A 22,877-nucleotide genomic window follows, 5' to 3' on the forward strand; every position below is an offset into this window, starting at 1 on the left:
ATCGGGGGCAGGCCTGTTTTTTCACGCGGAAATCGCTTCACGTCGCAATTGAACGAACATGTCGACGAACGCCGCGTCCCATTGTGTTCCCCGTCCGCTTTCTAAAATCGATAACGCCTTGTCAGGCGGCATGCCTTGTCGATATGGACGGTCTGATGTCATCGCGTCATAGGCGTCGGCGATGGCCATGATGCGACCGAAGAGCGGAATCATTTCTCCCGCCAAGCCGTCCGGATACCCGCGCCCATCGATGCGTTCATGGTGCGAACGCACACCTGCCAAAATCGGTTGCAGCGAGTCCGGCAACGTGATTTGATTCAAGATGTGAATGCCGATTGTCGGATGTTGTTGAATTTGTGCGAACTCCTCGTCCGTCAATCTGTCTTCCTTCAATAAAACGTCATCGCGGACACCGATTTTTCCGATGTCGTGAAGGAGCGCCGACTTACGAAGCAACTCAATTTGATGGGAAGGCAATCCGAGCGCCTTCGCCAACTCGACCGAGTACGCGGCAACGCGTTCCGAATGTCCGGCTGTGTAAGAGTCACGAGCGTCTAACGTCGCAGCAAATAAGACGAATAGGCTATTCAGCAATTGTTCGTTCTCGGCCTCTCGGCGGGTCACGTTCTCGACCATGTGATTGAACCCGGTCACGAGCCGACCGAATTCGTCGGAATATGGGTTCGCGATTGGCTGGAGCGTGCCGGCATCGATGGCGGTGACCCCTTCGGTCAATGCGCCGAGCGGACGCTTAATACTGTCATACAGCAAAACGCTGCTGAATGTGGCCACACAGACGATGACGACTAGGATGAGGGCGGCCCACACCCAATACGCATCAACCTGGTCGATGTTCGATAACTGCACGCCTGAGGCGAGCATGAACAACATGATGGGGAACGTTCCGATGACGAGCATACTGAATAGCAATTTCGTTCGGACACTGAGCGAATGATACGTCGTGTGCAGCGGCTGCTCATTCAACTGTTCATTCTGTTTCTGTAAATGAAGAAGCATCGGTTCAACGGAACGATACGTTAAAAACAATTCGATCAGGGCATGAAGAATCGCGATCAATACGGCACCGAGGGCAGCAAGTCCGATCATCCGATACGGCAAGTCGACCCAACCTCGTTGAATGGCAACTACGGACAATGTCATCGCCGGAATCGATAGCCCGAACAAGTGGGGACCCATAATCCGCTTGACCGTGAGCACCGGAAAACGACTCGTCTGATCAAACGCCTGCTGAAGCATCGCTCGACTCGGGACCTCGTTTAAACAGGCCGCACGGACCGGCGCCACATGTCTCCGATACATGGACAACTCCAGTGCCGCCATGATTGACCCTGACACGACCATGATGGAAAATAAAATCATCATTTCAGACGGGGACAACTCGAGCGTCTGAAAGATGAACAAACCACCAACCCCAAAAACAGCGATGCCTGACCCTAATACATAATTCAATAGCAATGTTCGTTGAAACGTTTTAAACACGAAACCCTCTCCTACCTCTGTCGACTGATTACCTATACTATCGACCGGTCGCCCCTCACTATTGATGCCATCACGAAAAAAAACAGGCCTCTCAGTGAGAGACCTGTTCAACGATTGATTACGGACGGAGTGGTCCTTCATTATCGTCTAATGACCGGTTGTTTTCATCCGGCGTGATATTGTCATGGAACGGGTTCGGTTCTGGACCGTCTACGTTCGTTTGGTTCGGCATATTCGTCCGATCCGCTTCACGCTTCAACTCTTGTTTCGTTTGATTCGCTTCACGTTTCGATTGATCCAAACCTTGTTTCGCCTCACGTTTTGCAGCTTCGGCTTCTTGATTCATTTGTGCTTTTTCTTGCTCGAGCCCTTCTTTCGAGACTTCTGTCTCATCGATGCTCTTCTCAGCTTTCTTCAAGTAACGGGCCGCTGTTTCACGTCCACCGAGACCGAAGGCAAGGCCGAACGCAAGCGCGACTGCACCGAGGATGAGCAAGAATGCTGTGTTGACAATCATCGGCGCGATGCCGAGTTGGCTAATTGCCATGAAGAAGGCAATTCCGAGAATCGCATATTTTGCCACGTGACGGAGAACGCTCGGTTGACCTGCTCCATCGACGAGCACACTGCCGACGAGACGTTCTGCCATATTGGCGAGCCAGAAACCGACGGCCAAGATAATGATGGCCGCGATGACCATTGGCAAGTAAGCGAAGATTGCTGTCGCAAGTGACGCCATGAAGTCGAGGTTAGCGACTTGGAGCGCCTCAGAGACGAACAACAAGATTACGATAATTTGAACGATCGTCCCAATCACTTGGGCGACCGACGTCGATGACGTAGAACGTCCACCGAAGCCCATCTTCTCAGCGAGCGAGTTGACGCCTAAGTTCTCAAGGAGTGAAACGACAACACCTTTGAGCCACTTGGCGACGAAGACACCGACGAGAATCAAGACGATGGCAACGATGATGTTTGGAATCATCGCCAAAATGTTGTTAAGCATCGAAATCGCTGGATCTGAAATCCCGCGGATGTTCAACGCTTCAAGCGCTGAAATCGTGACCGGGATCATGATCAAGATGAACACGATCGTGCCGACTGCTTTCGCAAGGCTCGACCCTTTGACGTAATCCGATAAGTGGAGCTTCTCGGCAAACTTGTTTAACCCTGCCGCCTCCAAGAACTTCGTCAAAATGTCACGTACGATCTTCGCCACGACGTAACCGATGGCAAAGATGAGAGCAGCCGCAACGAGTTTAGGAATGAAAGCAAGGAAGCTGTTCAACAAGTCTTCGAACGGTCCGCTGATTCCGCGTAATCCGAGGGCGTCAAGGACAGCCGGGAGCGCTAACAGCAAGACGAGGTAGAAGACGATGTTCGCGACCGTATCGACCCATTTCGTCTGATTGACGCTCGTCGACTCTTGTCCGGTCTTTTCCATCAATTTGTTCAAGTTGAGACGATGACCTGCCATTTGAATCGCTTTTTTCAACAATGTCGCGATAATCCAGGCTACGAGCAGAATAAGACCCGCTTTAACGACTCCTGTGATCAAACCAGAGAGTCCAGCATAGATTTGGCTGAACGGTTGTGTCACTGCAGGTACGTTCATAAATTCAAAGATGATTAAGAAGGCGAGGAGCAATACCCCAAAGAAGACGACTTTGCCGATAATCCGTTCAGGCGTCCACCGCTTCTCCTCTCTTCCAGGTTTACCTGGCTCTCCTTCTTTTTTGACACCAACGCGTTCGTCAAGGCGAGCTTTACGGAGCGCCTTACGTGTCACGTTTTCCAGAACTTTCGCTAAGATAAAACCGACAACGAGGACTAGAAGTGCAAGTAAAAGATCTGGTAACCATGACATGAACGTGTTGAAATTGTATGTTGTATTATCCATCCAACATCTTCCTCCTATCTTTTTTTTAAATTTTGGTTAACATTGACTCTCTGTATTAATACCAACATTTCCAGACGCCTAAACCTTTCCTGTTTCATATAGCGCGATAAAGATTCAAGAATGATCGATTTTGTTTTCATTAGAAAGAAGACGTGTCTTTCCTAATCAAATGTGGTACGAATGAGTAGGAAAATCTTTTTTAGGAGGAGTCAAAATGAACATCGCCTTGATTGCCCATGACAAGAAGAAAGATGATTTGATTCAACTCGTGAAAACATACAGCCATATTTTGGAGCACCATCAACTGTTCGCGACCGGCACGACAGGAGCACGTGTCGCTGAGGCGACCGGCCTTTCGGTTCATTGTTTTAAGTCAGGACCACTCGGGGGTGACCAAGAAATCGGGGCTGCCGTCGCGCGTGGAGAGATGGACATGATTCTCTTCTTCCGCGACCCGTTGACGGCCCAACCGCATGAACCTGACGTGAGTGCGCTCATGCGGCTTTGCGACGTCTATTCAATCCCTCTCGCCACGAACATGGGAGGAAGCGAGATTTTGATTCGCAGCATTGAACAAGGTGATTTCGAGGCGCGCCAGCTCCACCATAACGACGAACCGCCTCTATGAAACATATAATGAGAAGAAGAGAGGGATCATTCTGAAGCAACCAGTATTTAACGATCCGGCCCTCCAAGCCTATTATGATCAAGTCCGAACTCATTTGTTGGAGCTCGTCGATGACGAGGCAGAAGCAGAGCGGTTACTCGATAGCTTGGCCGGATACATCCATCAAGCCGAGAAGAACGGTCAATCACTTGAGGGGCTATTAAAACAGCACCCGAGCGAATACGCGGCATTTCTGGTCGAAAAACCATCCACAAATGAGGAGTTCAGACGGCGATACCATACGATCGTCGAACAATCCGATGAACTCAAACCTTACGAAAAGACACAAGTCACCCGCGAGTTCGATTGGGCGATCGACCGCTTGAACGAGATGAAATTAAAGTTGCAAGATATCGAGATGCGCGACGTCTCATTCCTCGCTTACACGAAAATCGAGGCGATGAAATCATCGCGCCGTGCCTGGAATCAGTTCGGATGGCTGCTCGGCATGATTCTCGCCTTCGCCTATGCGAACCTGTTGCTTGTCATGGACGATTTGTTCAGCTTGCGTCTCTTTACCGCCCCGACCGCTATGTATGCGATCGACTACTTCGGGTTCGTGCTTCCGGTTCTGTTGACCGGGGCCGTCTTCGGTATGTTGACCCGCTTCCGTCACCAGTTTCAAACGCTCGGGCGACGCGTCTTGTTCGCGCTCTTCATCGTGCTCGTCTATATCGGCTTCGTTATTTTGACCCAACCGTTGCTCATGGCGCTCGAATGGTCGTTTTTGATCCAATTGACCCCAATCTACGCGCTCGTCCTGCTCGGCATTAGCGGATTCATGGCGTCATGGACCCTCATCGAGTTCGTCTGGCGAAATACCCGTTGCCAGCTCGGCAATGACGACATCATCATCTACTATTAAAACGTCGCGCTTTCTCTCACGAGAAGGCGTTTTTTGTTTGAATCTAGCGAAGAACGGAAATTACTAATAGCGTGACGCCAATTTGTAAAATACGACAACATAACGAAGGAGGCACAATATGTCTGACCGTAAAATCATCGGGCTGTTTGCAAGCGAGCAAGAAGTAATGGACAAAGTAGATGAGCTTCGAACGGCTGGGGAAGCCGAGAAGAACATGCACGTCGTTGCCAAGCGGGACGGGGAAATTTCCGCATTGCGCTACCATACCGACGTCAACGCCGAAGCAGGGATTCGCGACGTGAACTGGCTTGACCGCGTCAAGTCGTTCCTTCATGGCAGCGACCGGATTCGCGACGAGTTACGCAATATGGGGTTGAGCGACGCCGAGGCAGAAGAGTACTATACCGCGATCGACGCCGGCAAACTGCTGCTCTACGTCGACAAGCATTCCTACGATCGCTATCCGAATATGTATAAAAAAGATAGTGAGCTCGACCATGAAAAAGGGGAAGAAGCAGACGGCATCGCATTTGACGCCAAACCGTTTAACGACCACGATGAAGAACCACGCGGTACGAAAGACGACCCGATTGTCCGCGGGCATTCCGGGCTAGAAGACCATCGCCGATTATAAGGAGGATCTACACATGAGTGAGAAACGATTTATCAGCATGTTCGACACCCAACAGTCAGCCCTCGGCAAAGTCGAGGAACTGCGTGCCAAAGGATATAAGGATTCAGACATTTACGTCGTCGCCAAGCATGAGGATAACGTCTCGATTTTGCGTCGACAAACCGACGTCCACACAGAAGCGTCGCATGAGACGGGCTGGTTCGACAAAGTCCGCGCCTTCCTAAGCGGCCATGAGGATGTCCATAGCGGCCTTCGCAACATGGGATTCAGCGAAGAAGAAGTCAAACGCCACTATCGCGACGTCGAAGACGGAAAGATTCTGATTTATGTCGATGAAGACTTTGAACGTCGCCACAATGAAGGACTGACGGTCGACTCGACGCCATACAATGACTCAAAGCATGACACGAGTCATCAAGGGCATCACACGGCGGACGGACTCGAGATCGATTCGAAACCGTTCAACGAATCGGTCGGAGACAATCCGAACCGAGCCGTTGATCCTGAACAAGACAAATTGGATGAAAAAGCGAAATTGAACGACAAAGAAGCGAAGCTCCGTGGTCTCGACGACCGGGCGCTTCGTAACGACTATGAAGACCCGGATAACATCCGTCGCTTCTAACAAAGCAAGGAGCCTGACAACTGTCAGACTCCTTTTTTTCATGTTAGTCGATTTTTCGGCTCTATCCCTGCCAACACATTCATGATCGCCTCTCGGTTAAGTGCCATCATGGCGAGACGTGTTCGAATCGAGGCGCTGCCGATATGGGGGAGCGTCGTGACGTTCGGAAGCGTCAACAGCGGATGCTCCATCTCGATCGGCTCTTTCGCGAACACATCGAGGCCGGCTGCCCAGATTCGTTTCTCGTTCAACGCGTCGTATAGCGCTTCTTCGTCAACGATTTCACCGCGGGCGACGTTGATGAACACAGCCGTCTCTTTCATCTTGCCGAATTCGGCGGCACCGATCATGCCACGCGTCTCTTCCGTGAGCGGCGCGAGCACGATGACAAAGTCGGACTCGGCGAGGAGTTCATCGAGTTCAGCATAAACGAAACCGTACATCGATTCTGACTCATGCCGCCTCGTCCGGTTATGATACAGCACGTCCATATCAAAACCACGGGCCCGTCGCGCGACAGCTTCGCCGATTCGTCCCATTCCGATGATCCCGAGCTTGGCACGATATACATCCATCCCGACGTACCCCATCGGCGTCCACGACTTCCATTCTCCGGCCCGTAAATCACGTTCGGCCTCACCGAGACGACGTGCCGTCATCATCATCAGTCCGAAGGCGAGGTCCGCTGTCGTCTCGCTCAAAACGTCCGGTGTGTTCGTGACGATGATTCCCCGCTCTTTCGCCGCATCTACGTCGATATTGTTATAGCCGACCGCCAAGTTTGAGATGACCTCGAGGTGCGGGGCTTGCTCGATCAATTCACGATCGACCGTATCGCTCAGCATCGTCCACAGCCCGTGGGCCGTTGCTGCCTCTTCGAGCAAGACGTCACGCGGCACACTCACCGCTTCTTCTTCCCACATCCGTACGTCATAATCCTCTCGTAGCGGGGCCACCGCTTCTTCAGGTAAGCGTCTCGTAATATAAATTCGTTTTCTCATCCAATCGCTCCTCGTCTCTATATTATTCAATCTTTCTTTTTCGTCACCGGATTCTGTTCCATGAACTGTTCAAATAGCGAACCGAAATCACTGTTGAGCAACTGTTCGATCGTCTTCGATGAATCCATCGCATTCCGGAAAGCGATCTCGTTGATGGCGAGACCGATCGCCCATGTGATCCCGGAAGCGACCGTCGCATTGATGACACTCGCCGCCGCGTTCGCTCCTGGGAAGAACTTCATCACGTTCAGTAAGATCGTCTTCGATAGCGCCCGTCCGATTTGAGGGATGATCGTGCTCCCGATCAACGTCTTCAACATGTCGTCGTTCGCTTTCACCCCCCAATATCGGAACAGATGGACGCTCATCGTCACTTGAATCGGTGTCAATGCGATCGCGTCCGCGAACGGGAGCGGCACGGCGGCCGCTGTCCCCGCACTGGCAACGTAGCCCGAAATGATCCGGTTCGCTTTTTTCCGCTTCAACTTGAGCATCGCTTCGCTCTCGGCGTGAATTTCCATGAGCAGTCCTTCTTGAAGCGACTGGTCGAGTTGATCGACGGACCATGTGACAAGACGCTCCCAGTCGAGATGTGCGCGAAGTTCCTCGTCGTGCAACAGCTCTTCGGCGACACTGAGTTGGAACACCGCCTCGTCAGGGACGATGTCCGTCAGTTCCTCCCGTAACGCCGTCAACTCATCGACGTCGACTTGGTCGATTTGCGTGAACAACACCGCGACCGCGGTCACGGCATTCAATCGTTTGATCAGTGCTCGATCGAGCGGGGTGACGCGTTTCATCGATGCGTTGATGGCGTACCAGACGAGATGGATTTGTTCGGCAGCGCCTTTCGACTGTGCCCGCTCCACAAACCCGATGACTTCATCCGCATACGCCTCTTGCCGCGCACTCCCGATCTCATAGCCTTCGCTGTCGTACAAGACGATGGCGACATCGTCACTCATAAACTGATGAATTCCACGTGTGACCGGTTCACCGGCCGCGACTTTCGTCAAATCCCGTCCGAACACGTGGTTGACGACCGAACTTTTTCCCGACCCGGTGGCCCCGGCGATTAAAATGTTCGGCTTTTTCACCTGTCCGCGTAGCCGGTCCAATTCTTCTTTTAAATCATACGTGTCTAAGTTGAACGGTATGTTCTTCTCCATATAAGTCCCTCCTCATTGACTGAGCGTCCGGCCAAGGCGGCGCATCTCTTCCTCGAAACCGCGGCGGACGTCCAACTCAATCGTCTGTTTGACCAATTCGTATTGCTGATCGACTGCCTTTTTAATCCCCCGCTCCGCCGTTCGTCGTTTGAACGCCCAATAGATGAAGTGGACACCAGGAATCATTCCGAGCACCATCTTGCGAATCGTCCGCTTGAACGAGTAGTCAAACCCGAGTTCGACTCGACGTGTGCTGAACACGAGGTCAGACGGCGCCCCGACGAGCGGATATCGTTGCATCAGTTGAATGTAGTGGCGGATGCCTTGCGCCATCGCCTCTTCTGTCGTCTCCGCGGCCGCTTCGAGCGTCTGCTCTAAATCTTTCTCGATGTTTCTCGCCTTCCAACTGATCATCGCCTGTGGCGTGATCATCCGGATCGTTTCAGCCGAGCGATAGCTTCGTTGGCGCCACGAATCGAGCTCGTCCAATAAGTGTCGAGTCAAATTGAGCGGCAACTTCCGTTCGACGTCGCGCCATAAATTCGTCCGGTTCCGGTTCCATACGGCCTCATAACCGATATGCGGGACGACCTGCCCGCTCAGTAACTTCTTCTCGACGCTGTTGACACGAATGATCGCTTCACTGCTCACACCGAGCTCACGGACCAAGACAGCTTCCATCGCCTCCGCCTTCTCGACGTTCATGGCGCTGTCTGGATTGTAGTTCGTTAAAATGATTGTGACGTTGCTCCGTTTCGCGTAGAGCGGCTTTAAAATCGAGTCCAGCTCATACGCCTCGACACGTCCTGAGTTGATGGACAATAAGTAATAGATGGTATGAAACCAGTCCGCGATGTCGAGCGCACCTTCCCGTTCATTGACGATCGATAAAATCGCGTCATGCCATTCGTCCGACCGATCCGCCTCAAGCCCCCATGTATCAAAGAAGCGGAATAAAATTCCGCGCTCGAGGTCATAATATTCATACTCATGCAGCCCTTCAGCCGTCACCGGTCTGCCGGCCCGCGACTCGGCGACGTCACGCCCATAAATGTAGTTCAAAAACGCGCTCTTCCCGACCCCGGTCTTCCCCGCGATTAATATGTTCGAGACAAGCCCCGTGTTGTCCATATCGTTCCCCCTGCCTTCATCGTATAATTACCATTATACTAAATGGACAGGTTTGAAACGTCCGACGAAAGGATGAGACAAATGTTGCACCATCTCGAACTGTACGTCTCCGATTTGAAAAAAAGCCTCACAGCCTGGGACTGGCTCCTAACCGAACTCGGCTACACCGTCTATCAACAATGGGAGCATGGCCAAAGCTACTGCTTCGGTGACACGTATCTCGTCTTCGTCCAAACCGAGGCCGCACATCTCGAGCCGCCTTACCATCGCAAGAAGACCGGTTTGAACCACATCGCCTTTCATGCAGAGTCACGCGACCAGCTCGAGCGGCTGCGCCCAGACTTGTCTCGCCACGGGTTCACCGAGTTGTATGCCGACCGCTTCCCTCATGCCGGCGGTCCGAACTATATCGCCCTCTACTTCGAGGACCCGGACCGGATGAAAGTGGAACTCGTGGCAACGTTGTGAACGATTGCACGGACACCTAACGAAAGTTTGTGAAAACAATTGCAAACTTTTATCGGACCTCCTAGACTTAAAAGTGTCTAAGGAGGTCTTTTCGAATGGAAAAACAAGTTGTTGAGTATATGGAAGAAGCGGCGTACAAAAAGGCGACGCTGCTGCGTCATTCTTTTGGCCAATACGCACTCCGCTCGATTGTCGCCGGATTTTTAATCGGGATTGGGGTCGTCTTCGCGTTCTCTGTCGGGAACATGTTCATCGACGTCCCTGGAACGATGCTGTTCGCCGGGATGAGTTTCTCTGTCGCTCTCGTCTTCATCGTCTGGATGGGCGGAGAGCTGTTCACGAGCAACACGATGTACTTGTACACCGGGGCGAAACGAAACCGGGTCGCGTGGCGTGATCTCGTCAACGTATGGGGCATCAGTTGGATCGGCAACTTGGTCGGTGCGCTCTTACTCGTCGTTCTCGTCATCGGTGCCCACAGTATGGGTGAAGTCGGAAGTGATCATTTACTGTCCGTCGTCGCCGCCAAAAAAATGGGTGGTGACGCTTTCGCCATCTTTTTGAAAGGGATTCTGTGTAACATCCTCGTCTGTATCGCCATCTTCATGCCGCTCAAGACGCAGAACGATGTCGCGAAGATCATGTTGACGATGTTGCCGGTCGTCGTCTTTTTCGCCGCCGGTTTTGAACACTCGATCGCCAACATGGGCATCTTCGGGCTCGCACTGTATTACGCGCCTTCGGAAATGATCAACATCGGCCTCGCCTTGAACAATTTGCTCTTCGCCACACTCGGTAACATCGTCGGTGGCGCCTTGTTCGTCGCCGCGACGTACCTCCATTTGAACGCACAGATCTCGACAAACGTCGAATCGATTCGTCAGAACGCATAAAGACAGGGGCCCCGATGAGCAGGGCCCCTGTTGTTGCAATGATTACGCTTTTGATGAGTCGGCTACGGCCGCTTGGACCGTACCTTGTGCGACTTCTTCTTCTTCCACGTCCCAGCACTCCGTGTTCTCAATGCCGAGTTTACGGGCTGAGAAGCGTGGGTTGAGACCTTGAGCCCGTTGCTCTTCATAGTCACGGAGTACTTTGAAGGCCACACCGCCGAGAAGTATGATTGCCGCCAAGTTGATGAGTGTCATGCCGGCCATGAACAAGTCAGCGAGACTCCAGACGAAGCCGAGACTAGCGACCGATCCGAGGAAGACGAAGCCCATCGTGAGAAGACGGAAGCCGAAGACGGCACCTTTACTCTTCTTGATGAATTCGATGTTCGTCTCACCGTAGTAGTAACTGCCGACGATCGAGCTGAAGGCGAACAAGAGGACGCTGATGGCGATGAAAGCAGGTGCCCATGATCCGATTTGTTCAGCCAACGCGTTTTGAAGGAGTGCGATCCCTTCGCCGTTACCAGCCGCGTAGCTGTCCGAAAGAAGAACGATCGCTGCTGTTGCTGTACATACGATCAACGTGTCCAAGAAGACACCGAGCGTCTGCATGAAACCTTGTTTCGCCGGGTGAGACACTTCTGCCGTCGCAGCGGCGTTCGGTGCCGAACCCATACCGGCTTCGTTTGAGAAGAGACCACGACGTACACCCATCATGATAGCAGCTCCGACCGATCCGCCGAACGCCTGCTCGAGACCGAACGCGCTTTGGAAGATCATACCGAGAACAGCTGGCATTTCTGTAATGTTCACGACGACGACGTAAAGGGCGACGATCAAGTAAAGGACTGCCATGATCGGAACGACGATTGCTGAGAAGTTCGCGACACGTTGCACGCCGCCGAAGATGACGAGACCCGTCAACACGACGAGTACAGCTCCGCCGATAGCCGCTTCAAGACCGAACGCGTTGTCGAACGCTGCCGCGATCGTGTTCGATTGAACCGAGTTGAAGATGAGACCGAACGTGAAGGCGATCAACACCGCAAAGACGATACCGAGGACGCGGTTGTTAAGACCTTTTTCAATGTAGTAAGCTGGGCCGCCGCGGTATGCGACGTCATCTTTCACTTTGTATACTTGAGCGAGCGTGCTCTCGATCATCGCTGTCGCTCCACCGAGAAGCGCGACGATCCACATCCAGAAGACGGCACCCGGACCACCGAGGGTGATGGCGACCGTGACACCGGCCAAGTTACCCGTTCCGATTCGCGTCGCTGCTCCGATGAAGAACGACTTCGCCGAGCTGATACTCTTGCCATCTTTCGCGAGTGTGACGTCTGATTTGTCAGTGACGACACGGAACATCTCTTTTAAGTAACGGAATTGCATAAATCGTGTTTTGACCGTGAAGTAAATCCCTGCTCCGACGAGCGCCACAATCAACACGTACGTCCATAAAATGTTGTTTAAAAAGTCGACGCTTCCTTGCAATAAGTTTTGTACGGCTTCCATGAATAAGTTCCTCCCTGTTGTGTGAATCTGAAGTTGTTAAGATTTTTATAATGTCTTGTTTTGAATTATACAAAGATTCTGACAATTATCAATAATTTTTTTATAGGTTGGTTCACAGAAAGTTCACATTAAATTCGACACGAACCCCGAAAAACCGACACTTGAAGCGCTTACATAATGTCTTAAAAGAAATTATAAATCTATATTTCCCGGCTTGATTTCAAGGATTTCATTCAACTTGTTTCATACTATTCGTTTTGTGAATAGGTTTGTTTGTGAATCTGATCGCCGTTCTATCAATATAGTATGACAATATTTCCCGATTCTCGAATGAATCCCGACCTACCGGGTAATAGTGAGTTCTCGCTAGAGCGCTACGTTCAATCAGTACGAAGAAAAAAGGCAGTCGCTCGATTGAGCGGCTGCCTTTTAAACGCCTGTCCGTTTCTTCTGGTTGTTCGGCTTCTTCGTCAACTGGTTCGTCAACGGTTTCTGCTTCGTCCCATGAAGACCTGTCGGCACTTTCGTCTGACTTTGCTTCTTCTCGGCGAGTTTTTGTTTCATCGCCTCTTGAAAACTCATTTTCTTTTCACTCATGTCATTCACCTCCAGCTTCGATCACTTTCACTCGACCGACCTGTCCATCGCTTAAGCGTACTTTAATGCCGTGCGGGTGACGCGGCGAGTTCGTCAAAATGTCTTTGACGACGCCTTTCGTCAACTTCCCACTCCGCTGATCTTGTTTTAGGACAATCTGGACGTGGAGCCCTGGTCGAATGTCCGCGCGTTTCGTGCCATCCATACCCGACACCCCTTTCCGTATAGTCAACCTCTATCATATGCTCTTTTCCCGTTTTTGTCACAACCTATTCGATGACGCCGACTTGAGCGAGTGCCGGAGTCATATAACTTTGGTCGGTACGAAACGTCCGAACAGCTCCGCCACGCGTAATGCTGACGTCGACGACGCCGCGTTTGAACGTCAACGTCACAATCGCCTGTCCGCCTACATTGACGAGTCGTGCCGTGCCGTCAAGTGCATGATAGGCTTCTGTGAGCGCCCGGGCAAAGGCGACATAATCCGTTGTCGTGACGGCTTCGACGTGCCCGAAGATCTCGATGGCTACGATTTCTCGGCTGGCTCGTATGATCGTCAACCGATGTGTCTCAACATCATTCCCGATTTCAATTTGATGCATCGAACCCCTCCTAAAAACACTCCCCGAAACGGAGAGTGTCAGTGTACGTCTTTTCGTGCTTCCGGATATTTTTTCTTCAAGTCATCTTGTGTCGTCAACTTAGAAAGTGGGACACCGGTCCGGTACGCGGCCCGGGATACCATCAGCGCGGCGAGCGGGGCCGTCAAGAAGACGAAGAGAATCGTCAGTAAAATCTTTCCGGAGAACATCCCTTCCGCGAGCAAGAAGTAGAGGAACGTCCCGACCATGACGGTGATGACGCCGAGCGTGGCGCTCTTCGTCGCCGAGTGCGTCCGCCCGTACACGTCCGGGAACCGGATAAAACCGATTCCACCGACGAGGCTGAGGAATCCTCCGATCAGACAAAGAATCGCAACAATCCATTCAATCGCGGTCAAAGATATCCCCCCTCTCCACAAATTTTGACAAGGCAATCGTCCCGATGAACGCTAATATCCCGATGACGAGGATGACCTCGGCGTAGGCGATCGTCTCTTGGAGGATCATCAAAATCCCGATGACGCCAATGAGCGTGATCCCGATCGCATCGAGCGCGACGATACGGTCTGGCATCGTCGGCCCTTTCACGGTCCGGATGAACGAGATGACAAGTGAGATCGACATGAAGAACAACGCGATCATAAGCAACACTTTAAACATCAGTGCGTCACCTCCATTATCGCTTTTTCAAACGTGTCGTGAATCTCGCGTATCATCTGTTCCTTGTCCGGTACGTGAATCGAGTGGACGAAGATCGACTTCTTATCTTCTGAAAAATCCATCGATAACGTTCCCGGCGTCAGACTGATGAGTGAAGCAAGGAGCGTCAACTCCCAATCTGACTTGAGCTGGGTCGGGACTTCGATGATGCCTGGCTCGATGTCGAACTTCGGACTAAGGAGCACTTTAACGACATCGATGTTCGACATGATCAACTCTTTGATGAACAAGGCGATCAGTTTGAACGCAGCGAAGACGCGGCGCATATAGAAGTCGAAGTGAAGGAAGCGACGCAAGACGAACAAGATGAAAATCCCGACGATGTAGCCGAGCAGGAAATCGACGCCGGTGTAACTATTCCAAAGCACCGCCCACATGATGGCGATGACGGTGTTTAAAACGACTTGGAACGTCATGCGCCCCCTCCTTTCAAGACCGAATCAATATAAATCGACGGGTCGAGCAACTGGTTCGACGCCTCGAGGAAGAACGAAAGGATCGGTTGGGCCGCGACACCGAGCACCGTCGTCAAGATGACGAGCGGGATGGCAGGCAGCAACAAGTCTCCGACTTTCGTCTTGCCTTGGGCTTTCGTATGCTTTTGCTCGCCCCAGAACACGTACATAAAGATTTTGATCATCGAGAAGAGCGTCAACATGCCGACAGCGAGCGCGATCCCACCGACGACGTATTGCTCCGTCTCAAAACTCGAGACGACGAGCGACAGTTTACTGACGAATCCACTGAACGGCGGGATGCCGGCGATGGCGATCCCGGTAATGAAGAACATCCACCCGAGGAGCGGGTGCGTCTTCAACAGTCCGCCCATCTGTTTCAGGTCGGTCGTGCCGGTGATGCGTTGCGCCGTCCCGGCATAGAGGAAGAGCGCCGTCTTCACGATAATGTTGTGGACGATATAATAAATCGCCGCCGCAACCGCCAGGCTCGTGTACAGACCGAGACCGATGACCATATAGCCGACCTGCGACACGATATGGTACGACAGGATGCGCTTGAAGTCGAAGTTCGAGACGGCACCGAGGCCGCCGATGACGATCGTGATCGCCCCGACCCAAATGAGGATCGGCTGTGTGAACTCTTGGTTGTGCGGGAAGATAAGCGTGAACGTCCGGATGATCGCGTAAATCCCGACTTTCGTCAGCAGTCCGCCGAACAAGGCGGCGACTGCGGCCGGCGGTCCGAAATACGAACGCGGCAACCAGAAGTAAAGCGGGAACAACGCCCCTTTCATCCCGAAGACGATGAAGTAGAACATTGCAATGACGTTCAATACCCCGACCTGCTCGAGCTCGGCGACACGCTCGGCGAGTTGCGCCATGTTGAGCGTACCGGTGACCGCGTACGTGAACGCCATCGTCGCGATGAACAAGATCGAGGCGAAGATGTTCATGACGACGTACTTGAGCGACTCACGGAGTTGATAGTTCGTCCCGCCCATGACGATCAAGACGTAAGACGAGATGAGCATGACTTCGAAGAAGACGAACAAGTTGAAGATGTCCCCTGTCAAGAAGGCACCGTTCACACCCGTCAACAAGAAGAAGTAGAACGGGTAGAAATAGAACTTTTCACGTTCCGGCGCAATCGTCCGGAAGGCGAAGAAGAGACAGAGCAGTCCGACGATGGCGGACATGAGCACCATGATCGCCGCGAACAAGTCCGCAACAAGCACAATCCCGAATGGCGCTGGCCAGTCTCCGAGTTCAAGGACGACAACGCCCTCGGTCCGAACGACACTTATGAGATAAATCGCAACGCCGAGCATGAGGATTGACGTTAATCCGCTCAAGAAACGTTGCAACCCGATTTGTTTTGAGAACAAAATCAAAATCGCCCCGATCGCGAACGGAATGACAAATGGGAGTACGAGCAAGTTATTCATCGGCTGACCCCCTCAACTGTTCTAAATCATCCGTCTTAAACGCTTTATACGTCCGGTACGATAGGACGAGTAAAAACGATGTCATCCCAAAGCTAATGACGAGCGCCGTCAAGACGAGCGCTTGTGGTAGTGGGTCCGCGTATGCTTCCGAATTCAAATTCAGAAGCGGCGGCGTCCCACTTTGAAGGCCCGCCATCGTCAATAGCAAGAAGTGCGCCCCGTGCGACAAGAGGATTAAACCGAGCACGATTCGCAACAAGCTTTTCGTCAGTAACAGGTAAGTGCCGACCATGAAGAGGACACCGACCGTAATCGACATGAGTATTTCCATTACGAATCATCCTCCGCAATCGCTAAAATTATCGTCAAGGCAATGGCTACAACGACCAAGTAAATCCCGAGGTCGAACGGCAACGAAGTTGCTAAACCGGTTCTACCCAGCACAGGTAGATTCACATATTCATAAAACTGGGTGAGGAACGGGTAGCCGAACAGCGTGCTCGATAAACCTGAGAACAAGGCGACGAGTAAACCGACGGCCATCATCGTCGTGAAATTGAACGGAATCGCTTTTTTGATACGCTTCATATCAAATCCCAAGTACATGAGGAGAAGCGCACTCGCTGTCATCAATCCGCCGATGAATCCACCACCGGGATTGTTGTGACCGGCGAAAAAGAGATAAAGCGAAAAGGCGAGTAAAACAAACGTAACGACTCGCGTAATATTGTAAAGCATCAAATTACTACTTCTCGCTTGCCTCTTCATACGTCTTCTCCTCCTTTCAAGCGTAATTTAATCAAAGTGACAATCCCGAGCGCCGCGACAGCTAACACGAGTACTTCAAGTAGCGTATCAAGTCCACGGAAGTCGACGAGAATGACGTTGACGACGTTATAACCGCCGGCAAGTTCTTTCGCGTTCTCGAGGAAGTAATCCGAGATTGACTCAAAACCAGCCTCGTTACCGAGCGCTGCCGAACTAAGGGCGACAAGCGTCATCATGACACCGACCCCAATCGAGATGAAGAGGTTCGCCACGTTCAACCTTGGTGTGAACTTCTCTTTTCGCATCTCCGGCAAGTGGTAGAACGCAAGCATGAAGATGACGAGCGTCACCGTCTCAACGAGAAGCTTCGTCAGGGCGAGATCAGGCGCGCGGAACACGATGAGTAATAGCGCGAGCAAGAACCCGATGACACCGACGACGATGACTGCCGTAATCCGGTGGTTCAAGAACGGGATTGTGACGATCGCCCCGATAAGGAGCGGAATCAGAATCCACATGAACGGTTCAACCACACTCGTATTCGCTGTATCGATGGCGAACGCATCGAAACGCCAGAACGTGTAGCCGACGAGGAGCAGCATGAACGTGAAGATGTACGCGAAGTAATCGCGCAACAGTCCCGTCATTTGAAGACGCGTGATCCACTGTGAACCTGACGTGAGGCCAGTGAGCGCATTGTCATAGAACCAGTTGAACGGGTCACGCTCGCGGTTGTAGATCGCGAGTTTCATCCAACGGTGCATGAGATAGAACAAGAACGAGGCGATCAAGACGACACCGAGCGTCATGAGAAGCTCTGTGTTGACCCCGTGCCAAATCTTAATGTCGACGACGAACTGTTCACCTTCCGGCAAGACCGTCGGTAAAATCGCTTGTTTCGCCGGTTCGATGATCGAGTACGACAACAAGTTCGGGAACAAGCCAAAGACGATGACGAGTACGACGAGAATGATCGGACTGATGAGCATCCCGATCGGTGCCTCGTGCACCTTCCGTTCATAGTTGCTCGGCTCAAATTTTCCACGGAACGTGTGGAAAAACATGATCAAGCTGTAGAGGAACGTGAAGATACTCGCGATCCAGGCGATGAGCGGGAATAGGAACCCGAGCGAACCGACATCGAACGCCTCGAAGTTACGCACGTTCAACATCGCCGAGAAGAACTTCTCCTTACTCAAGAACCCGTTGAACGGTGGCAATCCTGCCATCGACGCAAGACCGATGAGCGAGACGGTGAACGTGATTGGCATGACCGTCATCAAGCCCCCGAGTTTGCGGATGTCCCGCGTCCCCGTCTCGTGGTCGATAATCCCGACCGCCATGAAGAGCGCGCCTTTGAACGTCGCATGGTTGAACAAGTGGAACACCGCGACGAGAATCGCTTGCGAGTAAATCGGGTCATCTGCCCCACCCGTCAGCGCGGCCGAGCCGACACCGAGGAGCGACATGATGAGACCGAGCTGACTCACCGTCGAGAAGGCGAGAATCCCTTTCAAGTCCTTTTGTCGGACGGCTGAGATCGAACCCCAAAGGAGTGTCACGAGTCCGACGATGGACAGCGTCCAGAACCAGACGTTCGAGCCGCCGAACACCGGCGTCATCCGAGCGACGAGATAAATCCCGGCCTTGACCATCGTCGCCGAGTGCAAGTACGCACTGACCGGCGTCGGGGCTTCCATCGCGTCCGGCAACCAGATGTGGAACGGGAACTGGGCCGACTTCGTGAACGCGCCGAGCAGGACGAGGAGCATCGCCGGTACGAAGAGCGGGCTCGCCTGGACGACATCGACGTTCTCAATGATTGTCCGGATGCTGAACGTGCCCGTCATTTGATAGAGCAAGACGAATCCACCGAGCATGGCGAGTCCGCCGGCCACGGTGATGAGCATTGATTTTTGGGCACCTTTCGTCGACTTGTCTTTATGGAACCAGTAACTGATAAGGAGGGCCGAGGCCATGCTCGTCACTTCCCAGAACACGTACAAGACGATCAAGTTGTCCGATAAGACGACGCCGAGCATCGCGCCCATAAAGAGCATCAAATAGACGTAGAAGTTACCGAGCCGCTCTTTCTTCGATAGATAGAAAATCGAGTACAAGACGACGAGCGACCCGATTCCGGTAATCAACAGGACGAACAGCATACTCAGTCCGTCTAAATAAGCGGTGAACTCAATACCGAGTGCCGGAATCCAGGACACACTCGTCTCGACGACTTGGCCGGACGAGATGACCGGCAGCCAGTTCATAAAGTAGACGAATAGCGCTGTCGGCAACAGCCAAACGAACCATCCGGTATGAATTTTTGAGACGTACTTAAACAAAAACGGGATGATGAGCGCGAATAAAAAAGGCGATAAAATCACCCAATGCAGTGCGGACAAAGTGTTCCCTCCTTCAAATTTTCTCATTATGCCTTGTAAGGTAATCTTTTACATTAGTGAATGCAGATTCCTTTTCTCTGATTGCGATTGATGGCATCGAATATCTTACTTTTCATACCCGATTTTCTTGCCCCTCAATCTCGAACATTATTTTGAATGCTCTCTCAATGTGTTGTTGATTCCTAGTATAGCTCACTTTTTCGTTTGTTTCATCTCTCCCGCTCTCTCTGATTCAAATTCACGTGACCTTGTTAATAAGAAGAAACGCAATATTTTTTTATTTTTTCGCCTATTTTCAAAAACCTTTTATTGTAAATTATTTTACTCTTTAAAGGTTCATCACCATAATCCGTGGTTGACACTGGTGCGACCGATTTCTAACCGCAGCCTCAAGAAGAAACGGTCTAGGTTCCGATAGCCGTATGCTCGCCGTTTGATGAGCTTGATCTTGTTGTTCGTCCCCTCCATCTTCCCGTTCGAGAGTCGTGAAAGGATCGTCCTTTGGACCGCCTTCTCTCTGGCCTGAATCGTCTTCGCGATCTTCGCCAGGGGCCCGCACGGGTGGAACCGGTATCGGGACAGCCAATCTGACAGCCGGCGCCTCGCTTGGACGTCGCTCGACGCCTTCAGCACATAGCGGATGTGTTGGAGGCCCCGGTAAACCTCGCGCGTGACCCTGTCCTCGGCGAGGCATGCCCGGACAATCTCATGACCTTCGGCCGTCAGTTCCTCCGGGCGTCGCGCGAGTGACCGATCGATTGACCGGACATGGTACTGGCGCTTCGTGTCGTCCAAGAAACGCCTCCGGCGTCGGAGTGCCTCGGTGAAGAACTGGACGAGATGGAACCGGTCGAGTACATGGTCCGCATCCGGGAACACGCGTGCGATCGCATTCGCCATCGCAGGGGCGAAATCGCTGACGACGGTCATCACGGTCCCGGGGACCGACGCGAGTGCGGCCGTGACCGCCGACTCGTCTCGCCCTGGGACGATGGAGAGCAGTCGCCCGCTTTCTGCGTCCAGGACGGCGGTCGCATAATGATGGCCCTTCCGCGTGGCGAACTCGTCCACGAGCACGTGACGGGCATCCGCCTCCTCGATTCCTTTCGATGCATGAAGATAGAACCACCGTTCCACGGTGGTGTAAGGGAGTTCATATTCACGGGCGACGTCCGCGATCGTCCTCCCGTGACATCGTCGTGCGATGGCCTCACGGAAAGAACGTGTGGAGGAGTGACCCAAACCGAGCCCATAGTCATGGACGAACGTGAGGTCGCATGCCCCGCAGCGTTGGCGCGGGATGTCGAGCTCGATCCAAATCGTACCGACTCCCCAGGCGTAGCCGTGACGGAATCGGCGTCGCGTTTTGGCGTGACGCGTCGTCCCGCACCCGCAGACCGGACATGCGACGTCCCGGTCTCGTACAGAGACCGGGAAGACATGGGATTCCTCGTCAGAGGGCGCCTCGATTTGAAAAAACGGTGGCAGTGGAAGAATTAATTTGATAAACTGTTGGGACAAAGCGAAAACTCCAATCGTGGTTTGTCTAGACAACAATTACGATACTGGGTTTTTCGCTTTTTTTCTATTTCCGAGCACTGTTCTTAGAATCCGAGGTCAACCACACGTTTTGGTGATGAACCTCTTTAAACCATAAATGGCTCTTTAAAATCTTTTATTTTCAAACCTGTTACATCCTAAGACTCTCTGCATTCAACAAAAAAAGCACTTTCCGCGTCGTTGGAAAGTGCTTCTCTATTCGTTTAAAGACGATACAATCTCGCCTCGAACGGCTTCAACGTGAACGTTTCCGTGTCAATCGGTTCCGGGTCGGTCTCGTTCGTCAAGACGAGCGTCGCATCAACAACGTCCGGAAGCGTGACGATAGCCGGATTCGCCGTCAAATTGACGACAATCATGAAGCGCGTGTTTTCGAACGCGCGTTCATACACGAACGCTTGCGTATGGTCCGGCAAGACGTCCGTGTAACTTCCGTATGTGAACGTCTCTTCGGCACGGCGAAGACGAATCATCGCCTTGTAGAACGACAAAATCGAATGGGCGTCTTTCGTCTGCGCCTCGACATTGAGCGTCTCATACTCTTCGTGGACCGGCATCCATGGCGCTGCCGTCGAGAAACCGGCGTAAGGTGAGGCATCCCACTGAATCGGGGTCCGGACGTTGTCACGGGACGTTCCCCACACTTGTTGCATCGAATCGATCTCGCTCATGCCGTTCGCGATGCGCTCGAAGTACTCATTTTTCGTGGCGACATCGTCATAATCATGGATGGACGGGAGCGGGACGTTCTTCATCCCGATCTCTTGCCCTTGATAGATGAACGGTGTCCCGTGCATGAAGAAGTACATCATCCCGAGCGCGGTCGCACTCTCGCGCCAATAGTGGTTCTCGTCCCCGACGAGCGAAACGGCACGGACCATGTCATGGTTCTCGATGTAGAGGGCGTTCCACCCCGTCTCGAGGAGCCCTTGCTGCCATTTATCGAAGATTCGCTTCAACTCCACGACGTCAAGCGGGGCAAGGCGCGACTTGCGCATAATATCGACGTGGTCGAAATGGAACGCCATGTTCATCGCCCCGTTGTCTGGCCCCATCCATAAGTCCGCCGCTTCCGGCTCGATGCCGTTCGTCTCGCCGACCGTCATGATGTCGTATTTCGCGAACGTCTCGCGCTTCATCTCTTGGAGGTAGTCATGGATTCCCTCGATGTTCGAATACATCGAGAACGCCGTCACATGTTTCTTCCCCTCTGGCGACGGCAGCATCGTGTCCGTCGGCTTCTTTTTAATGTGGCTGATCGCGTCGACGCGGAACCCGTCGATGCCTTTGTCGAGCCACCAGTTGATCATGTCATAGATTGCCGTGCGCACTTCCCCGTTCTCCCAGTTGAGGTCGGGTTGTTTCTTTGAAAATACGTGCAAATAATACTGGTCCGTCTCCGGGTCGAGTTCCCACGCCGAACCGCCGAAGATGCTCGCCCAGTTGTTCGGCGGTCCGCCGTTTTCTCCATCACGCCAAATGTACCAGTCTCGTTTCGGATCGTCTTTCGACCGTTTCGACTCGACGAACCACGGGTGCTCGTCTGACGTGTGGTTGACGACAAGATCGAGCAAAAGCTTCATCCCGCGCGCATGCACCGCTTTCAGAAGCGCATCGAAATCTTCCATCGTGCCGAACTCTTCCATAACATCTTGGTAGTCCGAGATGTCATAACCGTTATCATCGTTCGGCGACTTATACATCGGACAAATCCAGATCACGTCGATGCCAAGGTCTTCGAGATAGTCGAGCTTCTCGATCACGCCACGAAGATCACCGATGCCGTCCCCGTTTGAATCTTTGAAACTACGCGGATAAATCTGATAGGCGATCGCCTCTTTCCACCATGCCCGTGTGACCCTTTGTTGCTCCACTCGTCTGAACGCCGTCTCCATACGTCAATTTCCCCCTAGAGATTGTAGTCGATTTATTAAAGAAGGTACATACCTGTTTT

24 protein-coding genes are annotated in these 22,877 nt (G+C 52.4%); 6 read left to right on the forward strand and 18 right to left on the reverse strand.

Translation table 11 applies throughout. The features are described 5' to 3' along the window. Positions 1-21: 21 nt before the first annotated feature. Both P398_RS0101925 and P398_RS0101930 read right to left on the reverse strand, forming a co-directional pair. Positions 22-1,470, reverse strand: a complete 1,449-nt coding sequence (locus P398_RS0101925; RefSeq protein WP_235263292.1) for an HD domain-containing phosphohydrolase — start codon at positions 1,468-1,470, stop codon at positions 22-24. 148 nt (positions 1,471-1,618) lie between these two features. Beyond that, complete coding sequence (locus P398_RS0101930) at positions 1,619-3,400, reverse strand: mechanosensitive ion channel (RefSeq protein ID WP_029333914.1); 1,782 nt, start codon at positions 3,398-3,400, stop codon at positions 1,619-1,621. A gap of 214 nt (positions 3,401-3,614) precedes the next feature. On the opposite strand from P398_RS0101930, the gene mgsA reads away from it, so the two are divergent. The 4 genes from mgsA (at position 3,615) to P398_RS0101950 (ending at position 6,191) form a co-directional block, all read left to right on the forward strand. Further along, complete coding sequence (gene mgsA, locus P398_RS0101935; RefSeq protein ID WP_029333915.1) at positions 3,615-4,028, forward strand: methylglyoxal synthase; 414 nt, start codon at positions 3,615-3,617, stop codon at positions 4,026-4,028. After that, positions 3,979-4,932 carry a hypothetical protein gene (locus tag P398_RS0101940; protein ID WP_235263467.1) on the forward strand — a complete coding sequence of 318 codons (954 nt, stop codon included), beginning with the start codon at positions 3,979-3,981 and terminating at the stop codon, positions 4,930-4,932. Before mgsA ends, P398_RS0101940 begins: the two co-directional genes overlap by 50 nt. A 118-nt stretch (positions 4,933-5,050) precedes the next feature. After that, positions 5,051-5,566, forward strand: coding sequence for a general stress protein (locus tag P398_RS0101945; protein ID WP_024370985.1), 516 nt, complete (start codon positions 5,051-5,053; stop codon positions 5,564-5,566). A 13-nt stretch (positions 5,567-5,579) separates the two neighbouring features. Continuing rightward, positions 5,580-6,191 carry a general stress protein gene (locus P398_RS0101950; RefSeq protein ID WP_029333917.1) on the forward strand — a complete coding sequence of 204 codons (612 nt, stop codon included), beginning with the start codon at positions 5,580-5,582 and terminating at the stop codon, positions 6,189-6,191. A 38-nt stretch (positions 6,192-6,229) separates the two neighbouring features. Here the strand turns inward: P398_RS0101950 and P398_RS0101955 are convergent, their stop codons facing one another. The 3 genes from P398_RS0101955 to P398_RS0101965 are packed head-to-tail and all read right to left on the reverse strand — an operon-like array spanning position 6,230 to position 9,492. Further along, a complete protein-coding gene (locus P398_RS0101955; protein WP_029333918.1) occupies positions 6,230-7,192 on the reverse strand; it encodes a 2-hydroxyacid dehydrogenase in 963 nt (320 codons plus the stop codon). 26 nt (positions 7,193-7,218) lie between these two features. Beyond that, a complete protein-coding gene (locus P398_RS0101960; RefSeq protein ID WP_029333919.1) occupies positions 7,219-8,361 on the reverse strand; it encodes a YcjF family protein in 1,143 nt (380 codons plus the stop codon). A 12-nt stretch (positions 8,362-8,373) separates the two neighbouring features. Continuing rightward, complete coding sequence (locus tag P398_RS0101965; RefSeq protein WP_029333920.1) at positions 8,374-9,492, reverse strand: GTPase; 1,119 nt, start codon at positions 9,490-9,492, stop codon at positions 8,374-8,376. Between the two features lie 81 nt (positions 9,493-9,573). Here P398_RS0101965 and P398_RS0101970 point away from each other — a divergent pair, with 81 nt between their 5' ends. Both P398_RS0101970 and P398_RS0101975 read left to right on the forward strand, forming a co-directional pair. Then, positions 9,574-9,960 carry a VOC family protein gene (locus P398_RS0101970; RefSeq protein WP_029333921.1) on the forward strand — a complete coding sequence of 129 codons (387 nt, stop codon included), beginning with the start codon at positions 9,574-9,576 and terminating at the stop codon, positions 9,958-9,960. Between the two features lie 95 nt (positions 9,961-10,055). Beyond that, positions 10,056-10,853 (forward strand): formate/nitrite transporter family protein, encoded by a 798-nt coding sequence (locus P398_RS0101975; protein WP_029333922.1) that lies wholly within the window; start codon positions 10,056-10,058, stop codon positions 10,851-10,853. Between the two features lie 42 nt (positions 10,854-10,895). Here P398_RS0101975 and P398_RS0101980 read toward each other — a convergent pair whose 3' ends face one another. The 13 genes from P398_RS0101980 to P398_RS0102040 form a co-directional block, all read right to left on the reverse strand. Next, positions 10,896-12,368, reverse strand: a complete 1,473-nt coding sequence (locus tag P398_RS0101980) for an alanine/glycine:cation symporter family protein (RefSeq protein WP_029333923.1) — start codon at positions 12,366-12,368, stop codon at positions 10,896-10,898. Positions 12,369-12,797: 429 nt separating this feature from the next. Further along, complete coding sequence (locus tag P398_RS16920; RefSeq protein ID WP_167601150.1) at positions 12,798-12,965, reverse strand: hypothetical protein; 168 nt, start codon at positions 12,963-12,965, stop codon at positions 12,798-12,800. A 1-nt stretch (position 12,966) separates the two neighbouring features. After that, entirely contained in the window at positions 12,967-13,170 is a 204-nt protein-coding gene (locus P398_RS0101990; protein WP_024370994.1) for a YwbE family protein, read from the reverse strand. 64 nt (positions 13,171-13,234) lie between these two features. Beyond that, entirely contained in the window at positions 13,235-13,567 is a 333-nt protein-coding gene (locus P398_RS0101995; protein WP_029333924.1) for a hypothetical protein, read from the reverse strand. Positions 13,568-13,605: 38 nt separating this feature from the next. Continuing rightward, entirely contained in the window at positions 13,606-13,965 is a 360-nt protein-coding gene (gene mnhG, locus P398_RS0102000; protein WP_024370996.1) for a monovalent cation/H(+) antiporter subunit G, read from the reverse strand. Continuing rightward, on the reverse strand, positions 13,952-14,227 hold the full coding sequence (locus P398_RS0102005; protein WP_024370997.1) for a Na(+)/H(+) antiporter subunit F1: 276 nt from the start codon (positions 14,225-14,227) through the stop codon (positions 13,952-13,954). The genes mnhG and P398_RS0102005 overlap by 14 nt, the downstream gene beginning before the upstream one ends. Then, a complete protein-coding gene (locus P398_RS0102010) occupies positions 14,227-14,703 on the reverse strand; it encodes a Na+/H+ antiporter subunit E (protein ID WP_024370998.1) in 477 nt (158 codons plus the stop codon). Before P398_RS0102010 ends, P398_RS0102005 begins: the two co-directional genes overlap by 1 nt. Next, positions 14,700-16,190 (reverse strand): Na+/H+ antiporter subunit D, encoded by a 1,491-nt coding sequence (locus tag P398_RS0102015; RefSeq protein WP_029333925.1) that lies wholly within the window; start codon positions 16,188-16,190, stop codon positions 14,700-14,702. Before P398_RS0102015 ends, P398_RS0102010 begins: the two co-directional genes overlap by 4 nt. Continuing rightward, positions 16,183-16,521, reverse strand: coding sequence for a Na(+)/H(+) antiporter subunit C (locus P398_RS0102020; RefSeq protein WP_029333926.1), 339 nt, complete (start codon positions 16,519-16,521; stop codon positions 16,183-16,185). Before P398_RS0102020 ends, P398_RS0102015 begins: the two co-directional genes overlap by 8 nt. Continuing rightward, on the reverse strand, positions 16,521-16,958 hold the full coding sequence (locus tag P398_RS0102025; protein WP_029333927.1) for a Na(+)/H(+) antiporter subunit B: 438 nt from the start codon (positions 16,956-16,958) through the stop codon (positions 16,521-16,523). Before P398_RS0102025 ends, P398_RS0102020 begins: the two co-directional genes overlap by 1 nt. Further along, a complete protein-coding gene (locus P398_RS0102030; protein ID WP_029333928.1) occupies positions 16,955-19,363 on the reverse strand; it encodes a Na+/H+ antiporter subunit A in 2,409 nt (802 codons plus the stop codon). Before P398_RS0102030 ends, P398_RS0102025 begins: the two co-directional genes overlap by 4 nt. 339 nt (positions 19,364-19,702) lie before the next feature. Next, positions 19,703-20,884: an ISL3 family transposase gene (locus P398_RS0102035; protein ID WP_051638843.1), complete on the reverse strand. Its 1,182-nt coding sequence runs from the start codon at positions 20,882-20,884 to the stop codon at positions 19,703-19,705. Positions 20,885-21,126: 242 nt separating this feature from the next. Continuing rightward, positions 21,127-22,818 carry a glycoside hydrolase family 13 protein gene (locus tag P398_RS0102040; RefSeq protein ID WP_051638844.1) on the reverse strand — a complete coding sequence of 564 codons (1,692 nt, stop codon included), beginning with the start codon at positions 22,816-22,818 and terminating at the stop codon, positions 21,127-21,129. Positions 22,819-22,877 lie beyond the last annotated feature (59 nt).

Origin of the sequence: Exiguobacterium aurantiacum DSM 6208 (genome assembly GCF_000702585.1) — a bacterium.
GTDB classification, from domain to species: Bacteria; Bacillota; Bacilli; order Exiguobacteriales; family Exiguobacteriaceae; genus Exiguobacterium; species Exiguobacterium aurantiacum.

Bases quoted from the DNA above. Each gene is read 5' to 3' on its own strand.
- P398_RS0101930 (WP_029333914.1), bottom strand. From the start codon at position 3,400: ATGGATAATACAACATACAATTTCAACACGTTCATGTCATGGTTACCA.
- mgsA (WP_029333915.1), top strand. From the start codon at position 3,615: ATGAACATCGCCTTGATTGCCCATGACAAGAAGAAAGATGATTTGATT.
- P398_RS0101945 (WP_024370985.1), top strand. From the start codon at position 5,051: ATGTCTGACCGTAAAATCATCGGGCTGTTTGCAAGCGAGCAAGAAGTA.
- P398_RS0101950 (WP_029333917.1), top strand. From the start codon at position 5,580: ATGAGTGAGAAACGATTTATCAGCATGTTCGACACCCAACAGTCAGCC.
- P398_RS0101955 (WP_029333918.1), bottom strand. From the start codon at position 7,192: ATGAGAAAACGAATTTATATTACGAGACGCTTACCTGAAGAAGCGGTG.
- P398_RS0101960 (WP_029333919.1), bottom strand. From the start codon at position 8,361: ATGGAGAAGAACATACCGTTCAACTTAGACACGTATGATTTAAAAGAA.
- P398_RS0101965 (WP_029333920.1), bottom strand. From the start codon at position 9,492: ATGGACAACACGGGGCTTGTCTCGAACATATTAATCGCGGGGAAGACC.
- P398_RS0101970 (WP_029333921.1), top strand. From the start codon at position 9,574: ATGTTGCACCATCTCGAACTGTACGTCTCCGATTTGAAAAAAAGCCTC.
- P398_RS0101975 (WP_029333922.1), top strand. From the start codon at position 10,056: ATGGAAAAACAAGTTGTTGAGTATATGGAAGAAGCGGCGTACAAAAAG.
- P398_RS0101980 (WP_029333923.1), bottom strand. From the start codon at position 12,368: ATGGAAGCCGTACAAAACTTATTGCAAGGAAGCGTCGACTTTTTAAAC.
- P398_RS16920 (WP_167601150.1), bottom strand. From the start codon at position 12,965: ATGAGTGAAAAGAAAATGAGTTTTCAAGAGGCGATGAAACAAAAACTC.
- P398_RS0101990 (WP_024370994.1), bottom strand. From the start codon at position 13,170: ATGGATGGCACGAAACGCGCGGACATTCGACCAGGGCTCCACGTCCAG.
- P398_RS0101995 (WP_029333924.1), bottom strand. From the start codon at position 13,567: ATGCATCAAATTGAAATCGGGAATGATGTTGAGACACATCGGTTGACG.
- P398_RS0102005 (WP_024370997.1), bottom strand. From the start codon at position 14,227: ATGTTTAAAGTGTTGCTTATGATCGCGTTGTTCTTCATGTCGATCTCA.
- P398_RS0102010 (WP_024370998.1), bottom strand. From the start codon at position 14,703: ATGACGTTCCAAGTCGTTTTAAACACCGTCATCGCCATCATGTGGGCG.
- P398_RS0102015 (WP_029333925.1), bottom strand. From the start codon at position 16,190: ATGAATAACTTGCTCGTACTCCCATTTGTCATTCCGTTCGCGATCGGG.
- P398_RS0102020 (WP_029333926.1), bottom strand. From the start codon at position 16,521: ATGGAAATACTCATGTCGATTACGGTCGGTGTCCTCTTCATGGTCGGC.
- P398_RS0102025 (WP_029333927.1), bottom strand. From the start codon at position 16,958: ATGAAGAGGCAAGCGAGAAGTAGTAATTTGATGCTTTACAATATTACG.
- P398_RS0102040 (WP_051638844.1), bottom strand. From the start codon at position 22,818: ATGGAGACGGCGTTCAGACGAGTGGAGCAACAAAGGGTCACACGGGCA.